This is a genomic window from Streptomyces gilvus, assembly GCF_022513565.1.
Classification (GTDB): Bacteria; Actinomycetota; Actinomycetes; order Streptomycetales; family Streptomycetaceae; genus Streptomyces; species Streptomyces gilvus.
In genome coordinates this window covers 74,720-95,325 of sequence record NZ_JAKWBE010000028.1, presented here as the reverse complement: position 1 = coordinate 95,325, position 20,606 = coordinate 74,720, and the positions used below count along the sequence as shown (strand labels likewise).

Below are 20,606 nucleotides of genomic sequence, written 5' to 3'. Positions count from 1 at the left end.
AGTCCCCCGAGTAGGAGAACAGCCCCGGTATGCGGAAGATACTCGTCGTAGGAGCCGGCCAGTCCGGTCTCCAGCTCGCCCTCGGCCTTCAGTCGCACGGGTACGAGGTCACCCTGATGTCCAACCGGACCGCGGACGAGATCCGCTCCGGCCGGGTCATGTCGACGCAGTGCATGTTCCACACGGCACTGCAGCACGAGCGCGATCTCCAGCTGAACTTCTGGGAGTCCCAGGCCCCGAAGATCGAAGGACTCGGCGTCTCGGTCGCGGCCCCGGGCTCCTGGGCCGAGGGCCCGGCGGCACGGGCGATCGACTGGGTGGGCAGGCTCGACGGGTACGCGCAGTCGGTCGACCAGCGGGTGAAGATGGCCGGCTGGATGGAGACGTTCGCCCAGCGCGGCGGTCAGCTGGTCATCCACGGCGCGGCGGTCTCCGACCTCGACTACTTCTCCCGTACCTACGACCTGGTGCTGGTCTCGGCGGGCAAGGGCGAGCTGGTGTCCATGTTCGGCCGGGACGCGTCCCGTTCGCCGTACGGCGAGCCGCAGCGCGCCCTCGCCGTCTCCTACGTCCACGGTCTGGGCCCGCGTCCGGAGCACCCGGACTACTACGCCGTCCGCTGCAACCTGGTCCCCGGGGTCGGCGAGCTGTTCGTCATGCCGACGCTGACGACCTCCGGACCGGCCGACATCCTGTTCTGGGAGGGCATACCCGGCGGCCCGCTCGACGTCTTCAACGGCGTCAAGGACCCGGCGGAGCACCTCTCCCTGACCCTGGAACTCATGGAGCGGTACACCCCCTGGGAGTACGCGCGGGCCACGAAGGTCGAACTCACCGACGCCGGTGGCACCTTGGCCGGCCGCTACGCCCCGACCGTCCGCAACCCCATCGGCCGTCTCCCCGGCGGCGGTCTGGTCCTCGGGGTGGCGGACGTCGTCGTCGCCAACGACCCCATCACCGGCCAGGGCTCCAACTCCGCCGCCAAGTGCGCCGCCTCGTACCTCGCGTCCATCCTGGAGCAGGGGGAGAAGGAGTTCGACGAGAGCTGGATGCGCGCCACATTCGACCGCTACTGGGACACCGCCCAGCACGTCACCAAGTGGACCAACGCCATGCTCGCCCCGCCGCCGGAGCACATCCTCAACCTCATCGGAGCCGCGGGCCAGCTCCAGCCGGTGGCCGACCGCTTCGCCAACGGCTTCGACAACCCGGCGGACTTCGAGAACTTCTTCTACGAACCGCAGAAGGCCGAGGCCTATCTGGCGTCGGTCGCGGGCGCCTGACCCGCGGGCGCCGGTCCGGACGCCCCCGCATACCGCGCCTCCTTGGCGGGCCGCCGGGCGGCGTCCGGGCGGACGGCTCCGAGGATCGGGTAGGACGCGACGGGGGAGACCTTGATCTGCTCACCGGTCCTCGGGGCCTGGATCACCATGCCCTTCCCCACGTACAGCGCCACGTGCGTGGCCTGCGGGAAGTAGAGCACCAGGTCGCCGGGGCGCAGCCGGTTCAGGGGGACCCTCGGGAGCCGGGCCCACTGTTCCTGGCTCGTGCGGGGGATGGGCGTTCCCGCGTGCCGCCACGCCTGTGACGTGAGGCCCGAGCAGTCGTACGACGCCGGGCCCTGCGCACCCCACCGGTACGGCTTCCCCAGCTGCCGCACGGCGTACCGCACGGCCCGGCCGGCCCCGCCCGAGGGCTTGCCGTCGTCGCCGGGCGCGTCCGACGCGAGGAACCGCTGCTGCGCCCGGTCGACCCCGTCCTTCTCCAACCGGGCGACGGCGGCGAGCTGTTCGGGGGTGAGGGAGACCAGCAGCTTCTCCACGTCCTTCAGCCGCTTGTGCACCTCGTCCCGGTCCTTCTTCTGCCGCTCGGCGAGGGCGAGTTGGTCGTCCAGGGCCTTGCGTGCCCGGCGGGCGAGTTCGTCGGCCCGCTTCTCGGCGCCGGCCAGCCGCTCCAGCGTCCGCGCCCGCTCCCGCGCCACCTGCCCGATGACATGCCCCTCGTCGAGCGCCTGCTGCGGATCACGGGCCAGCAGCAGCCGGACGTACGACGAGATCTCCGTGCTGTTCTGGTACTGCAGCCGCGCCAGCCGCCCGGCCGCGCGCCTGCTGTCGTCCAGGGAGATCCGGGTGCGGGCCAGCTCCTTGTCCAGCCGCTCGACCTCGGCCCGCTGCTTCGTCAGCCTCTCCTCGGTCGCGTCATAGGTCTCCGTGGCCTGTTCGGCCTCCCGGTACTGCCGCTGAAGATCCGTCAGCAGCTCCGGGACGGACCGCCCGCCCGGCTCGGGCACGGCCGCGGCGGGCAGCGGCGCGAGGACGGTGCCGACCGCCACGGCCGCCGTACACACCAGACGCAGAAGCCTTCCTGACACGTCATCACCTCCGGTGCGGGCCAGCCCCTCTGCCCCGCACCGCGAGCTTCGGACGTCCGCGCGTGCCGCGCGTGCCGAGTGTGCGCGGTTCGGCGCAATCCCGTCACCCGTCGGTGTTCTCCGGCTTGCCGCCCGGCGTGGCGTCCGGCTTGGACCACGGCCACTTCAGCCGGCCGGTGTCCCTGCTCTCCGGGTCGTACTCGTACTTCCACCCCTGCTGGATGCCGAGCCGCTTGCTGTGCCCGCGCGCCACGCGCCGGTAGACCAGCACGGTGCCGGGACCGCCGGCCGGGTCCGGCACCGGGATGCGGTAGATCCTGGGCGGCTGCCCGGTCGCCCCGACCAGCACCGGAAGCACCCGGCCGTCCATGGGGCCACCCTCGAAGGGGGTCGGTTCGCTCTTCACGGCACCAGTGTCAGACATCCTCCGCGAGCGCCCGCACCAGCGCCGCGGTCTGGGTGTCCCGGGCGGCCGTCACCGACAGCACGGCCACGAACTGCTCCACCAGCCAGTCCCGCAGCTCCTCGACCGGGGGCTGCTTGTCCTCGTCGAGCCAGATCAGCGAGGCCGCCTCCACCGCCGTGATCCACATCCGCACGGTCATCCGCAGCCGCAGCCCGGGCGCGGTGACACCGAGGTGGCCGAGGATGTGCGCGGCGGCGGCCCGCCGCACCCCGTCCACGATGGCGGTCGTCCGGGACGTCTCCACGACGCTGCCGCCCTGCAGCAGTGCGCTGAACCCGGCGTCGTGCTCGTCGACGAAGGCCAGATAGCGGTCCAGGGCCCGGGAGAGCCGGGGGAGGAGAGGCCCCTCCCGCGGCTCGTCGAAGCACTGCTCCAACTCGTCCGCGGCGGACCGCAGCGCGGCCTCGTACAGCTGCTGCTTGCCGCCGGGGAAGTACCGGTAGACCAGGGGACGCGAGACCCCGGCCGCCTCGGCCACGTCGTCGAGGGAGACGTCCTCGGGGGCGCGGTGCGCGAAGAGACCGAGGGCGGCGTCGAGAAGCTGGCTTCGTCGCTCCTCGACACTGAGCCGTCGATAGGCGGGGGCGGCGGGAGTCATGCAGTGCAGCGTAATCGCAGGCCGCGCCCGCCGCCTCAAGCCAGCAGACCCGAGCTCTTCCACAGCCGCCGCCCGACCCCCCGCAGCACCCCGATGTCGTCCAGGAAATCGGTCAGCCGCCTGGCGCCCGTCTGCATGACCTCCCGCCGATGCCCGCTCGCCCTCACCTGCGCCAGCGCCTCCCGCTTGTCCAGCCCCACATTCGTGTAGACCTCGGGATTGACGAAGGCCACCGAGAACACCCGGGCGAACTCCCCGGACGTCACCCGCGTGAACTCCTGCGACCACCGGGGCGCGGTCACCATCTGCCGGCGCAGCTCCTCACGCGCGTACCGCACATGCCGCGCCTCCTCCACGACATGGATCCGCGTGACCCCCCGGATCAGCGGCTGGACCCGCTCGTCCGGGAACGTCAGCCGCTGCATCCAGTCCAGGACCTCCTCCCCGAGCAGCGTCGCCGTGAAGGACCCGGGGGTCGTGGAGACCGTCTTGAACAGCCGTCCCAGATGCTGGTGCGCCCGGGCCACCGGATACCAGGGCGTGCCCCCCTGTGAGATCAGCCGCGCGAACATCTTCGAGTGCCGGCACTCGTCCTCGATCTCGGTGAGCGCGTACCGCACATGCGCGCTCGTCGCCGCCTTGTCGTAGATGTGCCGCACCAGCAGCTGCATCAGGATGATCTCGAACCAGATCCCCAGCGAGGCGAGCGCCGCGGCCTCGTGCTGCGACAGCAGGATCCGCTGCTCCTCACCCATCCGCTTCCACAGCGGCGTGTCGTACAGCGAGACCAGCTCCGGCGGCCAGAACCACTTGCCCTCCTCGAAGGGCGCGTCCCAGTCCAGTTCCTCGTCCGGGTCGAAGGAGTGCTTCGCGGAGGAGGCGAGGAGCCGCTCGGCGACCTGCTCGCGGTCCTTGAGCAGCCCGAGGGCGTCGCGCAGGCCGTCGAGTGCGTCTGCTTCCGTGAGAGTCGTCATGGCACTTATGAGACTGCCTGTCAGCAAGCCCGTCAATCCCCTGTGCGGGACTTGTTGACTCGGCGTCTACATGTGAGCCTGCGGGGTATGCCGACCCATGAGCTGTACAGCAACGACCCCGGTGACTACCTCTGGCAGGTCCCCGCGTCCGGCGCGGCCCGTTTCAGCTGGGAGTACGACGACGGCCGCGAACGCCTGCTCGCCCTCTACCAGAAGGGCAAGGACAAGCAGTGGGACGGTCAGCGGCGCATCGACTGGGACCTGGAGGTCGATCCGCACGACGTGCTCGGCACCCCGGACGAGGCCATGTCGCTGTACGGGACGCCGTACTGGGCGAAGATGAGCGAGAAGGAGCGCGGGGAGCTGCGACAGCACTACGCGTCCTGGCAGTTCAGCCAGTTCCTCCACGGTGAGCAGGGCGCGATGATCTGCGCGGCGCGGATCGTGGAGTCGGTGCCGGACCTGGACGCCAAGTTCTACTCGGCGACCCAGACCATGGACGAGGCCCGGCACGCGGAGATCTACGGCCGGTTCCTGCACGAGAAGGTCGGGATGGTCTACCCGATCAACGACAACCTCCAGTCGCTGCTGGGCGACACGCTCCGCGACAGCCGCTGGGACATGCCGTACCTGGGCATGCAGGTGCTCATCGAGGGCCTGGCGCTGGCCGCCTTCGGCATGATCCGCGACACCACGACCAAGCCCCTGCCGAAGCAGATCCTCGCCTACGTCATGCAGGACGAGGCCCGGCACGTCGCCTTCGGCCGGATGGCCCTGCGCGACTACTACAAGCAGCTCACCGACGCGGAACTGCGCGAACGCGAGGAGTTCGTCATCGAGGGCTGCTACCTGATGCGCGACCGGCTGCGCGGGGTCGAGGTCCTGGAGAACTTCGGCATCCCGACGGCCGAGGCGGAGGAGTACAGCGAGAAGTCCGAGTTCCTGGCGCTCTTCCGCCAGTTGCTCTTCTCCCGGATCGTCCCGTGCGTCAAGGACATCGGCCTGTGGGGCAAGCGCCTCCAGCAGGCCTATGTCGACATGGGCGTCTTCGAGATGGGCGACTCCAACCTGGACCTGCTGATGGCCCAGGACGAGGAGATCGCGGAGAAACTGGACGCGGAGCGTTTCGCGGCGGAGGAGCGGGAGCGGGTCGCGGAGGTGGAGGGGGCGATCGAGGCGGGCGCGGTCGAGGCCTGACGGTGACCGCCGGGCTAGACCGAGCAGCCCAGGGCCTCGGGGATCTCTCCGGTCAGCGGACGCGGGTCGCCCGGGGCCGGCGGGAACGTCGCGCGCAGCGTGAAGGCGTACGGCGTCGGGCCGTTGGTACGCAGATGCAGCAGACGTTCCTCCGCCTCGGCCACCGTGGGGCGGTGGCCCGCCGGGACCCACCACAGGACCGTCATCGCCTCCGCGACCCGCTCGAACCACTCCCTCCGCCGGGCCAGCATCTCGCGGTGGCGCCCCTGGTACATGAACGTCGTGAGGGCCTTCATGTCCCGCCACACCGACATGTTGATGATCAGCCACTCGTCGCCGAAGACGGCCACGTCCGTCGCGTCACCGGACTCGTCCTGCAGTCGCCAGACGAACCCGTCGGCGGCGTCCGCGTCGGCGTTCACGGGGTCGAGGGCGTCGACGAAGTCCTTCAACTGCGGTGAGTCCAGCGGTGCCTTGAGCCGGGCGATGTTGACCTGGGCGAGTCGGTACGCGGCTTCCGGTGTCGTCGTCATGTACCGAACGTTAGGTCGGTGCGCTCGGCCTCCGACACCCCCCGTCTCAACCACCGGACCCCGAGCGGGAGTTCAGCACCGCCTCCATCACCGCCCGGGCGATCGGCGCCGCCACCCCGCCCCCGGTGATCTCCCCGCGGTGCGCCGACCCGTCCTCCACCACCACGGCCACCGCGACCCTGGGCGTCAGATCCTCCTCGCGCCGCGCCCAGGACACGAACCAGGCGTACGGCGTACCGGCGTTGCCGACCCCGTGCTGCGCGGTGCCGGTCTTGCCGCCGACGATCGCGCCGGGGATCGCGGCGTTCGTGCCGGTGCCCTCCGTCACCACGCCCTCCATCAGCTCCTTCATCAGATCCGCGGTCTCCGGGCGCATCACCTGGCGCACCGCACGCGGACCCGCCGTCCACGCGGTGCGCCCGTCGGCCGTCGTCGTCCGCTCCACCAGGTACGGCTCCCGCAGCTGCCCCCCGTCGGCGACCGCCGACGCGACCATCGCCATCTGCAACGGCGTCGCCCGCGTGTTGTACTGGCCGATCGAGGACAGCGCCAGCTGCGCCTTGTCGACCGAGGTGTCGAAGGTGCTGCGCGCGACCGAGAACGGCACCCGCAGGGCGCGGTCGTTGAAGCCGAACGCCTGGGCCGTCCTCGTCATGCCGGTGACCCCGACATTCACCCCCAGCTTGGCGAACACCGTGTTGCACGACCACTCGAAGGCGTCCCGCAGCGGAGCGTCCGCACAGCCGTCGCCCTCGTTCATCAGCCAGGTCCGCGTCCCCGGCAGCCGGTACGGGTCCGGTGACCGCGTCGGCCGGTCCAGGTCCGTGACCACCCCCGCGTCCAGCGCCGCCGCGGCGGTGACGACCTTGAAGGTGGAGCCCGGCGGATACGTCTGCCGTACCGCCCGGTTGAGCATCGGCTTGTCGGGGTCGGAGTTCAGCCGCTCCCAGGACCGCTCGGTGGCCGCCGCGTTCCCGGACAGGACCGAGGGATCGTAGGAGGGCGTGGAGACCAGGGCCAGGATGCGGCCCGTGGACGGTTCCACCGCCGCCACCGCGCCCTTGCGTCCGTCCAGCCCCTCGTACGCGGCCTGTTGGGCCGCCGGGTCGAGGGTGGTGACGACGTGTCCGCCGGGGCTGAGCGAGCGGGTGAGGCCGTGCCACAGCGGGAGCGGGGTGAGCAACGGGTCGGTGCCGGACAGGACCCCGTCCTGGGCGTGCTCCAGTAGCGTGGTGCCGTACTCCTGCGAGGCGAAGCCGGTGACCGGGGCGTACAACGGCCCGTTCACGTACGTCCGTTCGTAGCGCAGCTGCTGGCCGGAGTCCCGGGAGCCGGTGACGGGCTCGCCCGCCACCAGGATGTCGCCGCGGGGCTGGCCGTAACGGGCGATGGCCACGCGGCGGTTGGCCGGGTTGGCGTCGTAGGAACCGGCCTGGACGACCTGCACGCGGGCCGCGTTGACGAGGAGCGCCAGCAGCAGCAGGGCGCAGAAGCCGGCCGCGTGCCGGATGTGGCGGGTCATGGGGCGACCTCGCCGTCGTACTCCCTGCGCGCCGTGTGGCTCACCCGGATCAGCAGCGCCACGGTCGCCCAGTTGGTGACCACCGACGAGCCGCCCTGGGCCAGGAAGGGCATCGCCATGCCGGTCAGCGGGATCAGACCGGTCACTCCGCCGGCGATGACGAAGACCTGGAGCGCGATGAGAGAGGCGAGGCCCACGGCGAGCAGCCGGCCGAAGGGGTCCCGCAGGGCGAGGCCGGCCCGGTAGCCGCGCTCCACCAGCAGGCCGTAGAGCAGGAAGATCGCGCACAGGCCCGCCAGGCCCAGCTCCTCGCCCGCCGTGGCCAGGATGAAGTCCGACTTGACGGCGAAGCCGATCAGCACCGAGTGGCCGAGGCCCAGTCCGGTGCCGAGGACGCCGCCCGCCGCGAAGGCGAACAGCGACTGGGCGAGCTGGCCCGGGCCCAGGCCCGCGTCGATGGAGGCGAAGGGGTGCAGCCAGTCCTCCACCCGGCTGTGCACATGCGGTTCCAGCCGGCCGACGGCGACCGCGCCCAGGCACGCCAGCAGCAGCCCGACCGCGATCCAGCCGGTGCGGCCGGTGGCGACGTACAACAGGACGACGAACTGGCCGAAGAAGAGCAGCGACGTGCCGAGGTCGCGCTCCAGGACCAGGACGCCGACGCTCAGCAGCCAGATGGCGAGGATCGGGCCGAGGACGCGGCCGGTGGGCAGCCGCACGAACCAGATCCTGCGGCCGGTGTACGCGAGCGCGCTGCGGTTCGCGGCCAGGTACGCGGCGAAGAACACCGCCAGCAGCACCTTCGCGAACTCGCCCGGCTGGATGGAGAACCCGGCGATCCGGATCCAGATCCGGGCGCCGTTGACCGCCGGGAAGAGGATCGGCAGCAGAAGCAGGACGAGGGCGGCGGCGACACAGACGTAGGAGTAGCGCTGGAGCCAGCGGTGGTCGCGCAGCATGAGGACGACCACGATGAACAGGGTCACGCCCAGCGTGGACCAGACGAGTTGGGTGGGGGCCGCGCGGTCGCCCGGGGTCTCCAGGTCCAGGCGGTAGATCAGGACCAGGCCGAGGCCGTTGAGCAGCACCCCGATCGGCAGCAGCAGCGGGTCGGCGTACGGCGCCCGCAGCCGCACCGCGAGATGCGCGAGCAGCGCGAGCACGCCGAGCCCGGCGCCGTAACCGGCGGCGCCGGGCGGGACGGTGCCGTATCTGGCGAGGCCCACCGCGCAGTAGCCGTACACCGACAGCAGTACGGCGAGGACGATGAGGGCCAGCTCGATGCCACGGCGCCGGGGGAGGCGTACCGCGCGGGCGGGAGGATCCGCCTGTACCACGGTGGTTCCGGCGTTGGTCATGTCCGGAACCTACCCAAATAGTGGGTCTTGTGATCCCAGGGACTCAGCACCACCGTGGCGGCGTCCCGACGGTCTCGATGTAACGGGCCGAACCCCAGGCCCAGGTGCCGTCCGTGAGGAGGTACCAGAGGCGGTCGCCGTCGACGCTCTGGCCCGGCGTCTTGCAGAAGATGGAGACGCGATCGCCCCGGTGGGCCACCCGGATCACCTGGCTGCCGCGGTTGGGCGCGCTGCGCAGGTTCAGCTCGCTCGCGGTGACGACACCCCGGGCGAGCCGCTGGTTGCCGTCGTGATTGCCGTCGTGACCGCCCTGCTCCCCGCTCTGCTGGTTGTCCTGGCCCTGCCAGTCCTGCCCGCTTTCCTGACTCTGCTGATCCTGCTGATCCTGCTGATCCTGCTGGCCCTGCCAGCTGTGCCCGCTTTCCTGGCCCTGTTGGCTCTGCTGGCTCTGTTGGTTGTCCGGGCGGCCCGTGTCGGAGTCGCCGCTGCCCCAGTCGTTGTCGGCGAGGGCGGGGGTGACGGCGGCGGAGGTGACGAGGGCGCCGGCGGCGGCGACTATGCCGAGGCGGGTGATGGTGGAGCGCAGGGACATGGGGGAGTACCTCCATAAATGGGGCGAAACTGACTAATCGCCACGTTAGGAGGACTCGGGTACGGCCGCCCGTCGCACTGCGCCATCGGGGAGAGCGGGCCCGTGCTGAGGCAGCGTCAGAATCGCGACGGCCCCGCCGTCCACCGCGTTGGCGAACTCCAGCCGGGCCCCCAGCACCTCCGCCTGCCCGACGGCGATGGTCAGCCCCAGCCCGTGCCCCTTGGCCCCGCCCTCCGTGCGGAACCGCTGCGGCCCGTGCTCCACGAGGTAGTCCGGATACCCGTCCCCGTGGTCCCGTACGGTCACCACCGCCCCGTCGACGGCGACGGACACCGGTGCCCGCCCGTGCTTGTGGGCGTTGGCCACCAGGTTCCCCAGCACCCGCTCCAGCCGCCGCCGGTCGGTCTCGACCCGCGCGTCCCGCAGGACCACGACCTCCGTGTCGGTCCCCGACGCCCGCACCACCCGGGCGGCCAGCGCCCCCAGTTCCTCGCCGTCCAGTTCGAGCTGTTCCCGCCCGGTCTCCAGCCGGGAGATCTCCAGCAGGTCCTCGGTCAGCGTGCGCAGCGCCGCCACCCGGTCCCGCACCAGCTCCGTCGGCCGCCCCGGCGGCAGCAGCTCGGCCGCCGCGTGCAGCCCCGTCAGCGGCGTCCGCAGTTCGTGCGCCACGTCCGCCGTGAACCGCTGCTCGCTCAGCAGCTTGCCCTGAAGGGAGGCCGCCATGGTGTCCAGCGCGGCGGCGACCGCGGCCACCTCGTCCTGTGGCCGGCTCTGGTCCCTCGTCCGCGGATCACCCACCCGCGCGTCCAGGTCGCCCGCGCTGATCCGCCGGGCCACCTGGGCGGTCGCGTGCAGCCGCCGCGTCACCCGCGTCACCGCGAACGCGCCCACCAGCAGCGTCGCCCCGATCGCCAGCCCGGACGACCACAGGATCGACCGGTCGAGCCCGGCGATGGTGTGCGCCTGCTGCGCGTAGTCGACCTCGACGGCCAGCGCCCGGTTCCGGTCGGCGGGACCGGCCGCCCACATCGTGGGCTGCCCGTGGTGGTCGGAGACCATCGTGCCGCGGTCCCCGGCCAACGCCAGCTCCCGCAGCGCGCGCGGCAGCCCCGGCGGGTCCACGCCCGCCCCCGGCAGCAGCGTGTCCCCGGCCTGGTACGCCCTCGTCGCGTCCGCCAGCCGCGCGAGCGCGAGGCTGCGGGCCTGGCCGACGGTCTGGTCGGTCACCGAGACGTGCACCAGCACGCCGAGCATCGCGGCGAGCCCGCAGCACATCACCGTGATGAAGACGGCGGCCTTCACGGCGAGCGTGCCGGCCCAGTGGGGGAGCGCGAGCCGCGTCATGGGGTCGCCGAGGGGGACGGGGAGCGGCGGTGGTGGTGCTCGCGCTTGCCCAGGCGCAGCATCTCGTCGTGGGTGAGCAGCATCACCTTCTGGTCGGGGTCCCAGGTCCACTGGAAGCGGTACTCGTAGTCGGCGAGGTCGGAGGGCGCGTGGATGATCACCGAGCGCCCGGCCAGCTCGACCCCGCTCACCGCGTCGTCGTTGGCCATCACCTGCACCACCCGGCCGGCCTGGACGGTGTAGACCCGCACGGCGGTCTGGTTGCCCGGCAGCAGCCGGAAGCCCAGCGTGAGATCCGGCCGCCCGTCACCGGTGACGTCCCGGTAGTAGGCCTTGAGCAGCGGGCACCGCTCGTCCGCGGGCTTCTGGCCGCAGTACACCATCCGGCGGGCCGTCTCCCGGTACGGCGCCTTCGAGCCGACGTAGTCGTCCGGGTGCTGGGCGATCTCGGCCCGCACGATCGCCACCGGATCGACCCTGCGTATGTCGTCGCCGGGGGCGGTGACGCCCTTCATGACCTCGGACTCGCCGTTGTCGTAGTCCCAGGCCGGGCTCGCGGCCGGGGACAGCTGGGGCCACAGTTTGGCGGGGCTGGTCGCGGTCGGCGTCGTCCCCGCGCCGCGCAGCCCGCCCGCGTCACCGCAGCCCGCAGCGGCCGCCGCCAGCAGGGCGACGGCCAGCGCGGTGCGCAGGGGGCGGGTGCGGGTGCGGGGCACGGTGCTCCAGGGGCTGGGGGCAGGGTTGCCGGATACACCCTAGGCGGCCGGAGAAACGATTACCTCCGCTACCCGACCCCCCGAAGAAACGCTTACCCGCAGTTCTCGGCGGCCCCGAAGAAACACTTACCGCGCTCCTCTCTGGTCCCGAAGAAACGCTTACCCGCGCTTCTCGGTGGCCCGCTATGGCTCCCGGCTCGGCCGCCCGGCTCCTCGATCTGCCGGGCGGTCGGCGGGGCGCTCCTCGCCCGTCCCGGGAGGCCCCCTACCGGCCGGCCCCTCGATCTGCCGGGCGGTAGGGGGGCGCTCCTCGCCCGTCCTGCCAGGCCCCCTACCGGCCGGCCCCTCGATCTGCCGGGCGGTCGGCGGGGCGCTCCTCGCTCGTCCCGCCGGGCCCCTACTCGGCCAGCTCCTCCAGCAGCCGGGCCGTCGGCAGCCCCGCCCGCAGATAGTCGACGAACAGGTCGTTGTGCAGCGCCCACGGCGAGCGACGGGACCGGATCAGCCGTATCGCCTGCTCGGCGGAGTGGCCCCGGCGCACCAGGGCGTGCGCCACCACCAGACCCGAGCGGTTGTACCCGTGGTAACAGCGGACGAGGACCTTGCGGCCCGCGTCCAGTGCCTCGCTCGCGGCCAGGGCCAGCCGAATGACCCCCGCGAGTTGGGTGCCGTCCAGCGGTCCGTCGGGTATGGGCCAGACATGGTGCTCCACACCCGGGTCGGGCCCGTGGCCCGGCAGCCTCAGCAAGGTCTGCACGAGATCGAACTGATCCCGTACGACGGCGAACTCCAGTTGCCCGGTCTGCCCCCGGAACTCGTGCCCGCCCATCCACAGGCCAGGCACGATCTCGCTCCACGGGGCGTCCGGAGCCGGTACGTCGGGTTGCTTCCTGCGGGTACGCAACAACGCCTCCCCATCCCCCTCCAGTGGGGCCCAACTGCTCTCAAAGGTAACCGGGTTCTTGCCGATGGAGCACCCCGCCTGTTCCCATGGTCAAGGGGTGATGGTGCATGAACGGACTGCGCGTCATACCAACCTGGAGGCACGGTCAGGAACGGCTGTACGTGTGCCGCACGGACGGGCACAACGTCGCCTGGTACGACCGTGAAGCGGGCCGGATCAACCTGCTCAGCGAGGAGGAGCGGGAGGGGGTGCTGCAGGCCCTGGGCCCCTTCATCACCGGCCCGGTGGCCGTCGGCCCGCCCCCCGTCCCCACCCCGGCCGAGCTGGCCCGTCTCTCCCTCCACCCGGACGACGACCTGGCGCCCAACCGCCCCGGCGAGGCGCTGCTGGTCGCCCTGGACCGCGACCCCGCCCCGGCCCACCGGCTGCGCCCGGACCCGCGCCGGCGCGCGCTGGTCGCCGAGCAGGCGGTCGGCGAGGCCCTGGACCACCTCGACGGCGCGGGCTGGCACGCCCTGCACTCCGTCCCGCTGCCCGGCGGCGACCGCATCCACCACCTGGCGATCGGCCCCGGCGGTCTGTTCGCCGTCCACACCGTCCACGCCCGCAAGCAGCGGGTGACGGTCGCGGATCCCATGGTCACCCTGGGCCGCCGCGACCCCCACCCGCTCCTGCGCCGGCTCCGCGCCGACGCCGACCGCGCGTCCCACGCCCTCACGGCCGAGGTCCACCCGGTCCTCGTCCTCTTCGAGCCCACCGAAGTGACGATCACTGTCCCCCTCCGCGACCTGCGCGTCCTGAAGGACTCGGAGACCGAGAGCCTGGCCCGCACGGGCGGCGTACTCAAACCGGCGGACGTGGAGGCGCTGCACGCGATGGCGCGGGATCGGGGGACGTGGTTGCGGGTGTGAGCTCGGCGCCGCTGGCGTGCGTGCTTGCGTGGGGCCGGGGGACGCGGGCGCGGGCGTGCGTGACACGGGCGGACGTACGGCATCACCGAGCCGGCCTCGGAGGTCGTCGAGCCGGCCGGCGTCGACGACCCGCGCCGGGCTGCGGAGACGCCGGCCTTCGCGGGCATGGGGGTGGCCGGGGCGCCCGGTCACGTCGGCGTACCGGCGGGCGGGGCCACGCGCGCGTGGATCATGCCCGTCGCCCCGCAGGTTCCGAGGGCGGTCCTGGACCGGTCACGCTGCCGCGGACGCTGCTGACCGGGGTGGTTCGAGGTGACTGGGGGTGGCTCGAGGTGACTGGGGGGCGCTCACGGCAGTGATCCGGCCGTCTTCGGGTCGAGCAAGGGGGCCAGCAGGTCGCCGTAGTCCTGGATGCGGGGCGCGATGTCCGGGGCCTGGAAGGTGAGTTGGCCCGGTGCGCCGCACTCCTCGACCTCTCTCCAGGTCACCGGCGCGGAGACGGTGGGCGCCGGGCGGGCCCGCAGGGTGTAGGGCGTGGCGGTGGTCTTCCGGGCCGCGTTCTGGCTCCAGTCGACGAACACCTTCCCCGGCCGCAGACTCCGCGTCATCCGGTGCAGCACCCGCCGCGGCATGGCCCGCTCCGCCTCCACCGCGAGCTGCTTCGCATAGTCGCTGACCTGCTCGGACGGCGTCGGCCGCACCGCGGCGAGCAGATGCAGCCCCTTGGACCCCGAGGTCTTGGCGCAGGCCTCGATCCCGTCCGCCGCGAGCCGCTCCCGCAGCCACACCGCGACCTCGCAGCAGTCGACGACGGTGGCGGGCGGACCCGGGTCCAGATCGAACACGATCCGGTCCGCGACCCCGGGATCCTGGACCACCCACTGCGGGGTGTGGAACTCGGTGACCAGGTTCGCCGCCCACATCAGCGACGCCAGATCCTGGACGAGCACCATCCGCGCCGGCCCCTCCATCCGCGGCACCTCGGCGGTCGTGACCCAGTCGGGCGTACCCGGCGGAACGTTCTTGGCGAAGAAGACCTGCCCGCCGGGCCCGTCCGGATACCGCAGGAACGACACCGGCCGGTCCCGCAGATGCGGCAGCAGCACCTCGGCGCTGGTGGCGTAGTAGTGCAGCACCTCGCCCTTGGTGAACCCGGTCTCCGGATAGAGCACCTTCTCCAGGTTGCTGAGGGCGAGCCGTCTGCCCTCCACCTCCGTGATGGGCGTCATACGATGAGAATCTCACGCAAACTGGTACGTAATGGCGGAAAACGACCGAAAGGGTGCTGCAGGTGAGGTCCATATGGAACGGCGCCATCTCGTTCGGCCTGGTCAGCATCCCGATCAAGCTGGTCAACGCCACCGAGAGCCATTCGATCTCGTTCCGCCAGATCCACACCGAGGACGGCGGCCGCATCCGCTACCGCAAGGTCTGTGAGCTGGAGGAGAAGGAGGTCTCCTCGGCCGAGATCGGCAAGGGCTACGAGGACGCGGACGGCACGATCATCCCCATCACCGACGAGGACCTCTCCCACCTCCCGCTCCCCACGGCCAAGACGATCGAGATCGTGGCCTTCGTCCCGGCGGACCGCATCGACCCCCTGCAGATGGACGCGGCGTACTACCTGGCCGCGGGCGGTGCCCCGGCCGCCAAGCCGTACACCCTACTGAGAGAGGCCCTCAAGCGCAGCAACAAGGTGGCGATCGCGAAGTTCGCGCTGCGCGGCAAGGAACGGCTGGGCATGCTGCGGGTGGTCGAGGACGCGATCGCCATGCACGGCCTGCTCTGGCCGGACGAGGTGCGGGCACCCGAAGGGGTCGCCCCGGACGCCAAGGTGACGGTCAACGACAAGGAACTCGACCTGGCCGACGCCCTGATGGACACCCTCGGCGAGATCGACCTCACCGAACTGCACGACGAGTACCGGGAGGCGCTGGAGGAGGTCGTGGCCGCGAAGGCGGCGGGCGAGGCACCCCCCGAGGCCCCGGAGGCGGCCCCCGGCGGCAAGGTCCTCGACCTGATGGCGGCCCTGGAGAAAAGCGTCCGGGCGGCGAAGGAGTCCCGGGGCGAGGAACCGGCCGAGGCCGGCGAAGAGGCGGAGGACGCGGAGGTGACACACCTCCCGGCCCGGAAGTCGGCGCGGGCGACGCCCAAGCAGACGTCGGGCCGGAAGTCCACGTCGACGGCGAAGAAGACGGCCGCCCGGAAAACCACCGCCGCCGCGAAGAAGTCGACGGCCAAGTCGACGCAGGGGACGAAGAAGACGACGACGAAATCGACGGCGAAGTCCACGGAGAAAAGGACCACCGCCAAAACCGCAGCCAAAACCACCGCCAAGAAAACGCCGGCGAAAAAGACGGCGGCCCGAAAGCGCTCCGCCTGATCGGTTCGCTTGACCAGTTCGCTTGATCAGTGCGGCTGACGCATGCGCCCATCAGAGCGCACCTGCTCAGCGCACCTGATCAGCACGCCTGACCCTCGCGTCTCTTCGTCCCCCGGCGTCCGCTGCGCATTCACCAATAGTGTCGACGACCGGCGACGGCGTGACCCATGGACCCCATGAGCCAGAGGGCGGCGCCGACCACCAGCAGGATGATCCCGATGGTCCACAGGATCGAGACGCCGGTCAGAAAACCGACTATGACAAGGATGACGCCAAGAGCGATCATCATGGCCTCCTATACGGGTAACCACTCTTGCTCTCCCGGTTACCCCCAAAAAGGCGATCAACCGCTTTCCGCTCCCAAGGCTTTCGCTGAGACGTCCGCAGCCCGGTCGGGGTGCCCCGGAGGCGATTCACTGGATGCGGACGGGGATTGAGGGACTGTCGGGCATGGACATCGTGCGCGGGGCCCTGGCGCTCCGACGTTCCACACGGCATTCGGCACCATGATCGCGTATCCGCCACCCGGGCGGGGCGCTTGAGGGCCGTGCGCAGGGACGGCCAGCGCTCCGCCCAGTGCTGCAGGTGCCAGGCCGGCAGGCCGTCGAGGAAGCTCACCGCGGGGCCGGTGTTGTTCCATGCCTGCTGGTTGGTGAGGCTGTGGCGGCCGATCAGGACGGATGCAGTTCGTTTGAGGGGACTGAACTCTCGCCTTCCCGCAAAGTGTGCATGCGGTGTGTGTGCATGCGGTGTGTTTTGGATCGGTTGCAGATCAGCCGCTGCCCTGAACTTGTTGTTGGATCGCCGCCAACCTGCTGCAACCGTCGTCGATATGACTCAGCACGGGCATATAGTTTTTGGTTCTTTTACTCACCTCTCCGTTTACCTGCAGATCCGCAAGATCGCTTGATTGCTCTTCTTTGCCGGTTCGTGGCGTTCCCTCGTGGGAATCTCTTACTATTTCTTTACAATTTTGCGCAGCTTATGGGCGATTTTGGCCGAGTCGGCGCCCTGGGTAAGTGATTGACAGCCGTAATTTCCTGGGTTTTGATCACCCGGACTGTAAGAAACTTGTGAACACAAGGTGGGGGACATGGGTCGGGGCGGGGGGTTGCGCCGTGCTGTCGTGGCATCGGCGCTCCTTGTGCAGTTGCTGGGTGCTGCGGGCGCCCAGGCGGTCGGCGCGACCGCGGCGGATGCTTCGCCGGCGGCGACTGGCGGCAGTGCAAGTGATCTGTCGCCCGAGGCGGCTGCGTCGCAGAAAGCTGCGGCGTCCGGCTCGCCCGTCGAGGTGAGCGCGGAGACGACACCCACGCAACTCGTCACAGCGCAGCCGGACGGCACGTTCTCGGTTGAGTTCGATCCGGTGCCGGTGCGCGCGGAGAAGGCGTCGGGCTGGGTGCCGGTCGACACGGACCTGCAGACGACGTCGTCTGGCACGGTCGTGCCGAAGGCCGCCGCAGCGGACATCGTTTTCTCGGGGGGCGGCTCGCACGCCCCCTTGGCGAGCATCACTCAGGAGGGGAAGACGTACAGCGTCGGCTCGCCGTGGGCGTTGCCCGCGCCGACGTTGTCGGGTGCTACGGCGACGTATCAGAATGTCATGCCCGGGACAGACTTGGTGGTACAGGCCACTCCGGACGGTTTCAGTGAAAACCTGGTGGTCAAGTCGCGAGACGCGGCGCAGAACACGGGTCTGTCGAGCATTCGGTTCCCCGTCTCGGTCGACGGTGTCTCCGCGCATGACACGCACTCCGGCGGTGCCGCCTTCGTCGACGGCCAGGGGCGGCCGGTCTTCACTACGGGTACGGCGCTGATGTACGACTCCTCCGCCGCCCCGGCCCCCGCATCGGTTACTGGTTCGACGACCACGTCGACGGCGTCGTACGCCACTGCCTCACGGGTGTCGTACGCCGTGACCAGTCCTGCGCGCGTGACCGCTGCCGCCGACGAAAGCGCGCTGGACGGGCCGGCCCCAGGTGCCCGATCGAGCGCCATGGACGTGACGGTGTCGGACGACGTACTGACTCTGAAGCCCGCGCGGTCCTTCCTCGACGACCCCGACACCACCTACCCCGTGGTGCTGGACCCCCAGACGACCAGCGCCTCGCTCGCGGGCTGGACCACTGTCTGGACGAGTTCGCCCTCGACCTCGTTCTGGAAGACCTCGCATGCGCTGGGCGTCGGCTACGACGCGTGGGTGGACAACAAGATGGCGCGTTCGCTGTACCAGTTCGACACCCACACGCTGGGCGGCAAGAAGATCCTCTCGGCGACCTTCCAGGCGTTGGAGGTGTGGTCGGCCAACTGCACGGACAAGGCAGTGCAGTTGTGGCGCACCGGGGCGATCTCGTCGTCCACGACGTGGTCGAAGCAGCCGGCCTGGTCCAAGCAGGTGGACTCGGTCAGTACGGCCAAGGGTTACTCGTCGTCCTGCCCTGGCGGGAACGTCTCCTTCGACGCCACTGACGCGGTCAGTTACACCGCGGGCCAGTCCGGCTCGACCACCACTCTCGGTCTGCAGGCGGCGGACGAGAGCGACCCGATCGCCTGGAAGCAGTTCGCCTCGCCTTCCGACCACAAGCCCACGCTGTCGGTGACTTTCGTCTCCAAGCCCAGCACCCCGACCGGCGTGAAGATGTCGAACCCGAGCCTGGCGTGCGGGTCGACCCTCGCCACGGCCGTCGTGATCCGGGACGCGACACCCACCCTGACCGCCGCGCCCAAGTCGGCAGACGGCTCCCAGTCGACGCTGCGGCCGAACTTCGAGGTGTACAAGTACGACGCCGACGCGACCGACCCGCTGGCCGGTTCGGGCAGCCCGTCGGCGTGGACGACGTCGGGCACGGCCGGGACGTGGACGACCCCGACGCTGACCAACGGGCAGACCTACCATTTCCGGGCCCGCACGCAGTACAAGTACACCTTCGACGGCAAGACCGGGAACATGTATTCGGGCTGGTCCACGAATTGCTGGTTCAAGATCGACACGTCGCGTCCCGTCCAGCCGGACGTCGACTCGACGGCCTACCCCGAGTGCGCGAGCCCCGACTCGCCCGATGACTGCACCGCCTACGGCGGCGTGGGGGCGCCCGGTTCGTTCACGCTCAAGGCCAACGGGGCCACAGACGTCGTCAAGTACACGTACCAGCTCAACGACAACCCGGTGCAGACCAAGACGTTCAGCACGGCCACCACCAGCTACACGCGGTCCCTGGCACCCGACGTACGAGGGCTGAACACCCTCACCGTCCAGACCTGGGACTCGGCTGGGAACGCGTCGGCCAGCTACACCTACTCCTTCAAGGTCGCGCCGGGTGCCGGTCCTGTCGACCAGTGGTCGATGGACGAGGGCACCGGCACCGTGGCGGCCGACTCGATCGGCGGCAAGGACGCGACCCTGAACGGCGGAGCCGTGTGGAGCGACAAGGCCCGGCTCGGCAAAGCACTCCAGGGAGACGGCACGTCCGCGTACGCGGCGACCGCCTCCTCGGCGCTGGACACGACGAAGAGTTTCACGGTGGCTGCCTGGGTCCGGCTGACGGGTAACTCCCACAACGCCGTGGCCGTCGCACAGTCGGGCGCCAACGGCTCCGCGTTCGCCCTGTATTACTCGACCTCCTACCAGGCGTGGATCTTCAACCAGTACACCGCCGACGTGGCCTCGCCGACGATCGTCCGCTCGATCTCGACCACGACCCCGGAGGTCGGCGTCTGGACGCATCTGATGGGTGTGTACGACGCGCAGGAGCAGACCATCCAGTTGTTCGTCAACGGTGTGCCGCAGGGTGATCCGGTCGCCTTCACCACGCCCTGGCAGGCGACCGGCGGCATTCAGATCGCCCGCGGCCAGGCGGGCGGCACCTTCACCGACTACTTCCCCGGGCAGGTGGACGAGGTGACCGCCTGGAACCGGATCCTGTCCGAGGAGGAGATCGCCGACCTCCAGGCGATGACGGACGCGAGCACGGGCCACGCGCGGCCGGCTCTCGCCGCGGACTGGGGCATGGAGGAGACCTCGGGCACGGCGGCCTCGGACTCCTCGGGGTACGGCCATACGGCCACCGTCGCCTCGGGCGGAACGTGGACCACGGACACCGATGGCGGCAAGGGCAACGTCCTGTCCCTGAACGGCACTTCGACGGCCAATGCCACGGCCTCGGGTCCGATCGTGGACTCCCAGGGCGACTTCACCGTGGCGGCCTGGGCCAACCTCGATACGGATGCGCTGTCCGACACGAGCGTGGCCCATCACATGAGGATCGCCACCCAGTCCGGCGGCGTACGCGACTCCTGGGGTCTGTGGTACGACCAGGCGGCGGGCTCCGCACAGGGCATGTGGGTGTTCGGGCGCACCAGTGCCGACACCACCAGCGCGTCGGTCGTCAAGGTGCCCGCTGACATCGCGTCGGCCCAGCTGGTCGACCCGGGTACCTGGACGCTCTTGACCGGCGTCTACGACGGGGCTCACCACCAGCTGTTCCTCTATGTCAACGGAGTCCGGCAAGGGGCTCAGGGCGACACCGACACCGAAGACAGCACCGGGGACGGCGTGGTCTTCGACACGCCTTGGCAAGCCACCGGCACCTTCAACATCGGCCGCGGTCGGATCAGTACGGGCGCGTACAGCGACTATGCCCACAGTCTCGTGGACGACGTACGGGTGTGGACCGGCGTCATGTCCGACACCGACATCGACCAGATGTACAGCAACGAAGCGCCCATCCCGCTGTAGCG

At 70.6% G+C, this 20,606-nt stretch carries 18 protein-coding genes; 5 read left to right on the top strand and 13 right to left on the bottom strand.

Annotation, left to right across the window (positions count from 1 at the left end):
* Positions 1–29: 29 nt before the first annotated feature.
* Positions 30–1,283 (top strand): styrene monooxygenase/indole monooxygenase family protein, encoded by a 1,254-nt coding sequence (locus tag MKW14_RS32365; RefSeq protein ID WP_240868754.1) that lies wholly within the window; start codon positions 30–32, stop codon positions 1,281–1,283.
* Here MKW14_RS32365 and MKW14_RS32360 read toward each other — a convergent pair.
* The 4 genes from MKW14_RS32360 to MKW14_RS32345 form a co-directional block, all read right to left on the bottom strand.
* On the bottom strand, positions 1,256–2,371 hold the full coding sequence (locus MKW14_RS32360) for a C40 family peptidase (RefSeq protein WP_240868751.1): 1,116 nt from the start codon (positions 2,369–2,371) through the stop codon (positions 1,256–1,258). The two genes, MKW14_RS32365 and MKW14_RS32360, sit on opposite strands and share 28 nt — an antisense overlap.
* 103 nt (positions 2,372–2,474) lie before the next feature.
* Entirely contained in the window at positions 2,475–2,777 is a 303-nt protein-coding gene (locus tag MKW14_RS32355; protein ID WP_502628186.1) for a DUF8847 domain-containing protein, read from the bottom strand.
* Between the two features lie 10 nt (positions 2,778–2,787).
* Complete coding sequence (locus MKW14_RS32350) at positions 2,788–3,435, bottom strand: TetR/AcrR family transcriptional regulator (protein ID WP_240868745.1); 648 nt, start codon at positions 3,433–3,435, stop codon at positions 2,788–2,790.
* Positions 3,436–3,470: 35 nt separating this feature from the next.
* Positions 3,471–4,409, bottom strand: coding sequence for an AurF N-oxygenase family protein (locus MKW14_RS32345; RefSeq protein WP_240868740.1), 939 nt, complete (start codon positions 4,407–4,409; stop codon positions 3,471–3,473).
* A gap of 87 nt (positions 4,410–4,496) precedes the next feature.
* On the opposite strand from MKW14_RS32345, the gene MKW14_RS32340 reads away from it, so the two are divergent.
* Positions 4,497–5,606, top strand: coding sequence for a ferritin-like domain-containing protein (locus MKW14_RS32340; RefSeq protein ID WP_240868739.1), 1,110 nt, complete (start codon positions 4,497–4,499; stop codon positions 5,604–5,606).
* A gap of 14 nt (positions 5,607–5,620) precedes the next feature.
* Here MKW14_RS32340 and MKW14_RS32335 read toward each other — a convergent pair whose 3' ends face one another.
* From MKW14_RS32335 to MKW14_RS32305, 7 genes are all read right to left on the bottom strand, one after another.
* The gene (locus MKW14_RS32335; protein ID WP_240868737.1) at positions 5,621–6,139 is read right to left on the bottom strand and encodes a DUF3291 domain-containing protein; all 519 of its coding nucleotides are present in this window, start codon (positions 6,137–6,139) and stop codon (positions 5,621–5,623) included.
* A gap of 46 nt (positions 6,140–6,185) precedes the next feature.
* Positions 6,186–7,661, bottom strand: a complete 1,476-nt coding sequence (locus MKW14_RS32330) for a peptidoglycan D,D-transpeptidase FtsI family protein (RefSeq protein WP_240868735.1) — start codon at positions 7,659–7,661, stop codon at positions 6,186–6,188.
* On the bottom strand, positions 7,658–9,019 hold the full coding sequence (locus MKW14_RS32325; protein WP_240868733.1) for an FtsW/RodA/SpoVE family cell cycle protein: 1,362 nt from the start codon (positions 9,017–9,019) through the stop codon (positions 7,658–7,660). The genes MKW14_RS32330 and MKW14_RS32325 overlap by 4 nt, the downstream gene beginning before the upstream one ends.
* 43 nt (positions 9,020–9,062) lie before the next feature.
* Positions 9,063–9,611: an SH3 domain-containing protein gene (locus tag MKW14_RS32320; RefSeq protein ID WP_240868731.1), complete on the bottom strand. Its 549-nt coding sequence runs from the start codon at positions 9,609–9,611 to the stop codon at positions 9,063–9,065.
* A 45-nt stretch (positions 9,612–9,656) separates the two neighbouring features.
* Positions 9,657–10,955: an ATP-binding protein gene (locus MKW14_RS32315; RefSeq protein WP_240868728.1), complete on the bottom strand. Its 1,299-nt coding sequence runs from the start codon at positions 10,953–10,955 to the stop codon at positions 9,657–9,659.
* Positions 10,952–11,671, bottom strand: coding sequence for a hypothetical protein (locus MKW14_RS32310; RefSeq protein WP_240868725.1), 720 nt, complete (start codon positions 11,669–11,671; stop codon positions 10,952–10,954). The genes MKW14_RS32315 and MKW14_RS32310 overlap by 4 nt, the downstream gene beginning before the upstream one ends.
* 397 nt (positions 11,672–12,068) lie before the next feature.
* Complete coding sequence (locus MKW14_RS32305; RefSeq protein ID WP_240868722.1) at positions 12,069–12,575, bottom strand: protein-tyrosine phosphatase family protein; 507 nt, start codon at positions 12,573–12,575, stop codon at positions 12,069–12,071.
* A 107-nt stretch (positions 12,576–12,682) separates the two neighbouring features.
* Between MKW14_RS32305 and MKW14_RS32300 the strand changes: the two genes are divergently transcribed.
* Positions 12,683–13,486, top strand: a complete 804-nt coding sequence (locus MKW14_RS32300; protein ID WP_240868720.1) for a nuclease-related domain-containing protein — start codon at positions 12,683–12,685, stop codon at positions 13,484–13,486.
* A 347-nt stretch (positions 13,487–13,833) separates the two neighbouring features.
* Here the strand turns inward: MKW14_RS32300 and ligD are convergent, their stop codons facing one another.
* Positions 13,834–14,715, bottom strand: coding sequence for a non-homologous end-joining DNA ligase (ligD, locus tag MKW14_RS32295; protein ID WP_240868718.1), 882 nt, complete (start codon positions 14,713–14,715; stop codon positions 13,834–13,836).
* Positions 14,716–14,777: 62 nt separating this feature from the next.
* Here ligD and ku point away from each other — a divergent pair, with 62 nt between their 5' ends.
* Positions 14,778–15,869: a non-homologous end joining protein Ku gene (gene ku / locus MKW14_RS32290; protein WP_441349315.1), complete on the top strand. Its 1,092-nt coding sequence runs from the start codon at positions 14,778–14,780 to the stop codon at positions 15,867–15,869.
* 130 nt (positions 15,870–15,999) lie between these two features.
* On the opposite strand, the gene MKW14_RS32285 is transcribed toward ku, so the two are convergent.
* Entirely contained in the window at positions 16,000–16,155 is a 156-nt protein-coding gene (locus MKW14_RS32285; protein WP_240868797.1) for a DUF6131 family protein, read from the bottom strand.
* Between the two features lie 1,374 nt (positions 16,156–17,529).
* Between MKW14_RS32285 and MKW14_RS41380 the strand changes: the two genes are divergently transcribed.
* Complete coding sequence (locus MKW14_RS41380) at positions 17,530–20,604, top strand: LamG-like jellyroll fold domain-containing protein (RefSeq protein ID WP_240868713.1); 3,075 nt, start codon at positions 17,530–17,532, stop codon at positions 20,602–20,604.
* Positions 20,605–20,606 lie beyond the last annotated feature (2 nt).

What these genes read in the sequence shown, in the direction of transcription:
- MKW14_RS32330 (WP_240868735.1), bottom strand. Translation starts at nt 7,661, where the DNA reads ATGACCCGCCACATCCGGCACGCGGCCGGCTTCTGCGCCCTGCTGCTG.
- ligD (WP_240868718.1), bottom strand. Translation starts at nt 14,715, where the DNA reads ATGACGCCCATCACGGAGGTGGAGGGCAGACGGCTCGCCCTCAGCAAC.
- MKW14_RS32365 (WP_240868754.1), top strand. Translation starts at nt 30, where the DNA reads ATGCGGAAGATACTCGTCGTAGGAGCCGGCCAGTCCGGTCTCCAGCTC.
- MKW14_RS32285 (WP_240868797.1), bottom strand. Translation starts at nt 16,155, where the DNA reads ATGATCGCTCTTGGCGTCATCCTTGTCATAGTCGGTTTTCTGACCGGC.
- MKW14_RS32340 (WP_240868739.1), top strand. Translation starts at nt 4,497, where the DNA reads ATGCCGACCCATGAGCTGTACAGCAACGACCCCGGTGACTACCTCTGG.
- MKW14_RS32345 (WP_240868740.1), bottom strand. Translation starts at nt 4,409, where the DNA reads ATGACGACTCTCACGGAAGCAGACGCACTCGACGGCCTGCGCGACGCC.
- MKW14_RS32350 (WP_240868745.1), bottom strand. Translation starts at nt 3,435, where the DNA reads ATGACTCCCGCCGCCCCCGCCTATCGACGGCTCAGTGTCGAGGAGCGA.
- MKW14_RS32320 (WP_240868731.1), bottom strand. Translation starts at nt 9,611, where the DNA reads ATGTCCCTGCGCTCCACCATCACCCGCCTCGGCATAGTCGCCGCCGCC.
- MKW14_RS32300 (WP_240868720.1), top strand. Translation starts at nt 12,683, where the DNA reads ATGAACGGACTGCGCGTCATACCAACCTGGAGGCACGGTCAGGAACGG.
- MKW14_RS32325 (WP_240868733.1), bottom strand. Translation starts at nt 9,019, where the DNA reads ATGACCAACGCCGGAACCACCGTGGTACAGGCGGATCCTCCCGCCCGC.
- MKW14_RS32315 (WP_240868728.1), bottom strand. Translation starts at nt 10,955, where the DNA reads ATGACGCGGCTCGCGCTCCCCCACTGGGCCGGCACGCTCGCCGTGAAG.
- MKW14_RS32335 (WP_240868737.1), bottom strand. Translation starts at nt 6,139, where the DNA reads ATGACGACGACACCGGAAGCCGCGTACCGACTCGCCCAGGTCAACATC.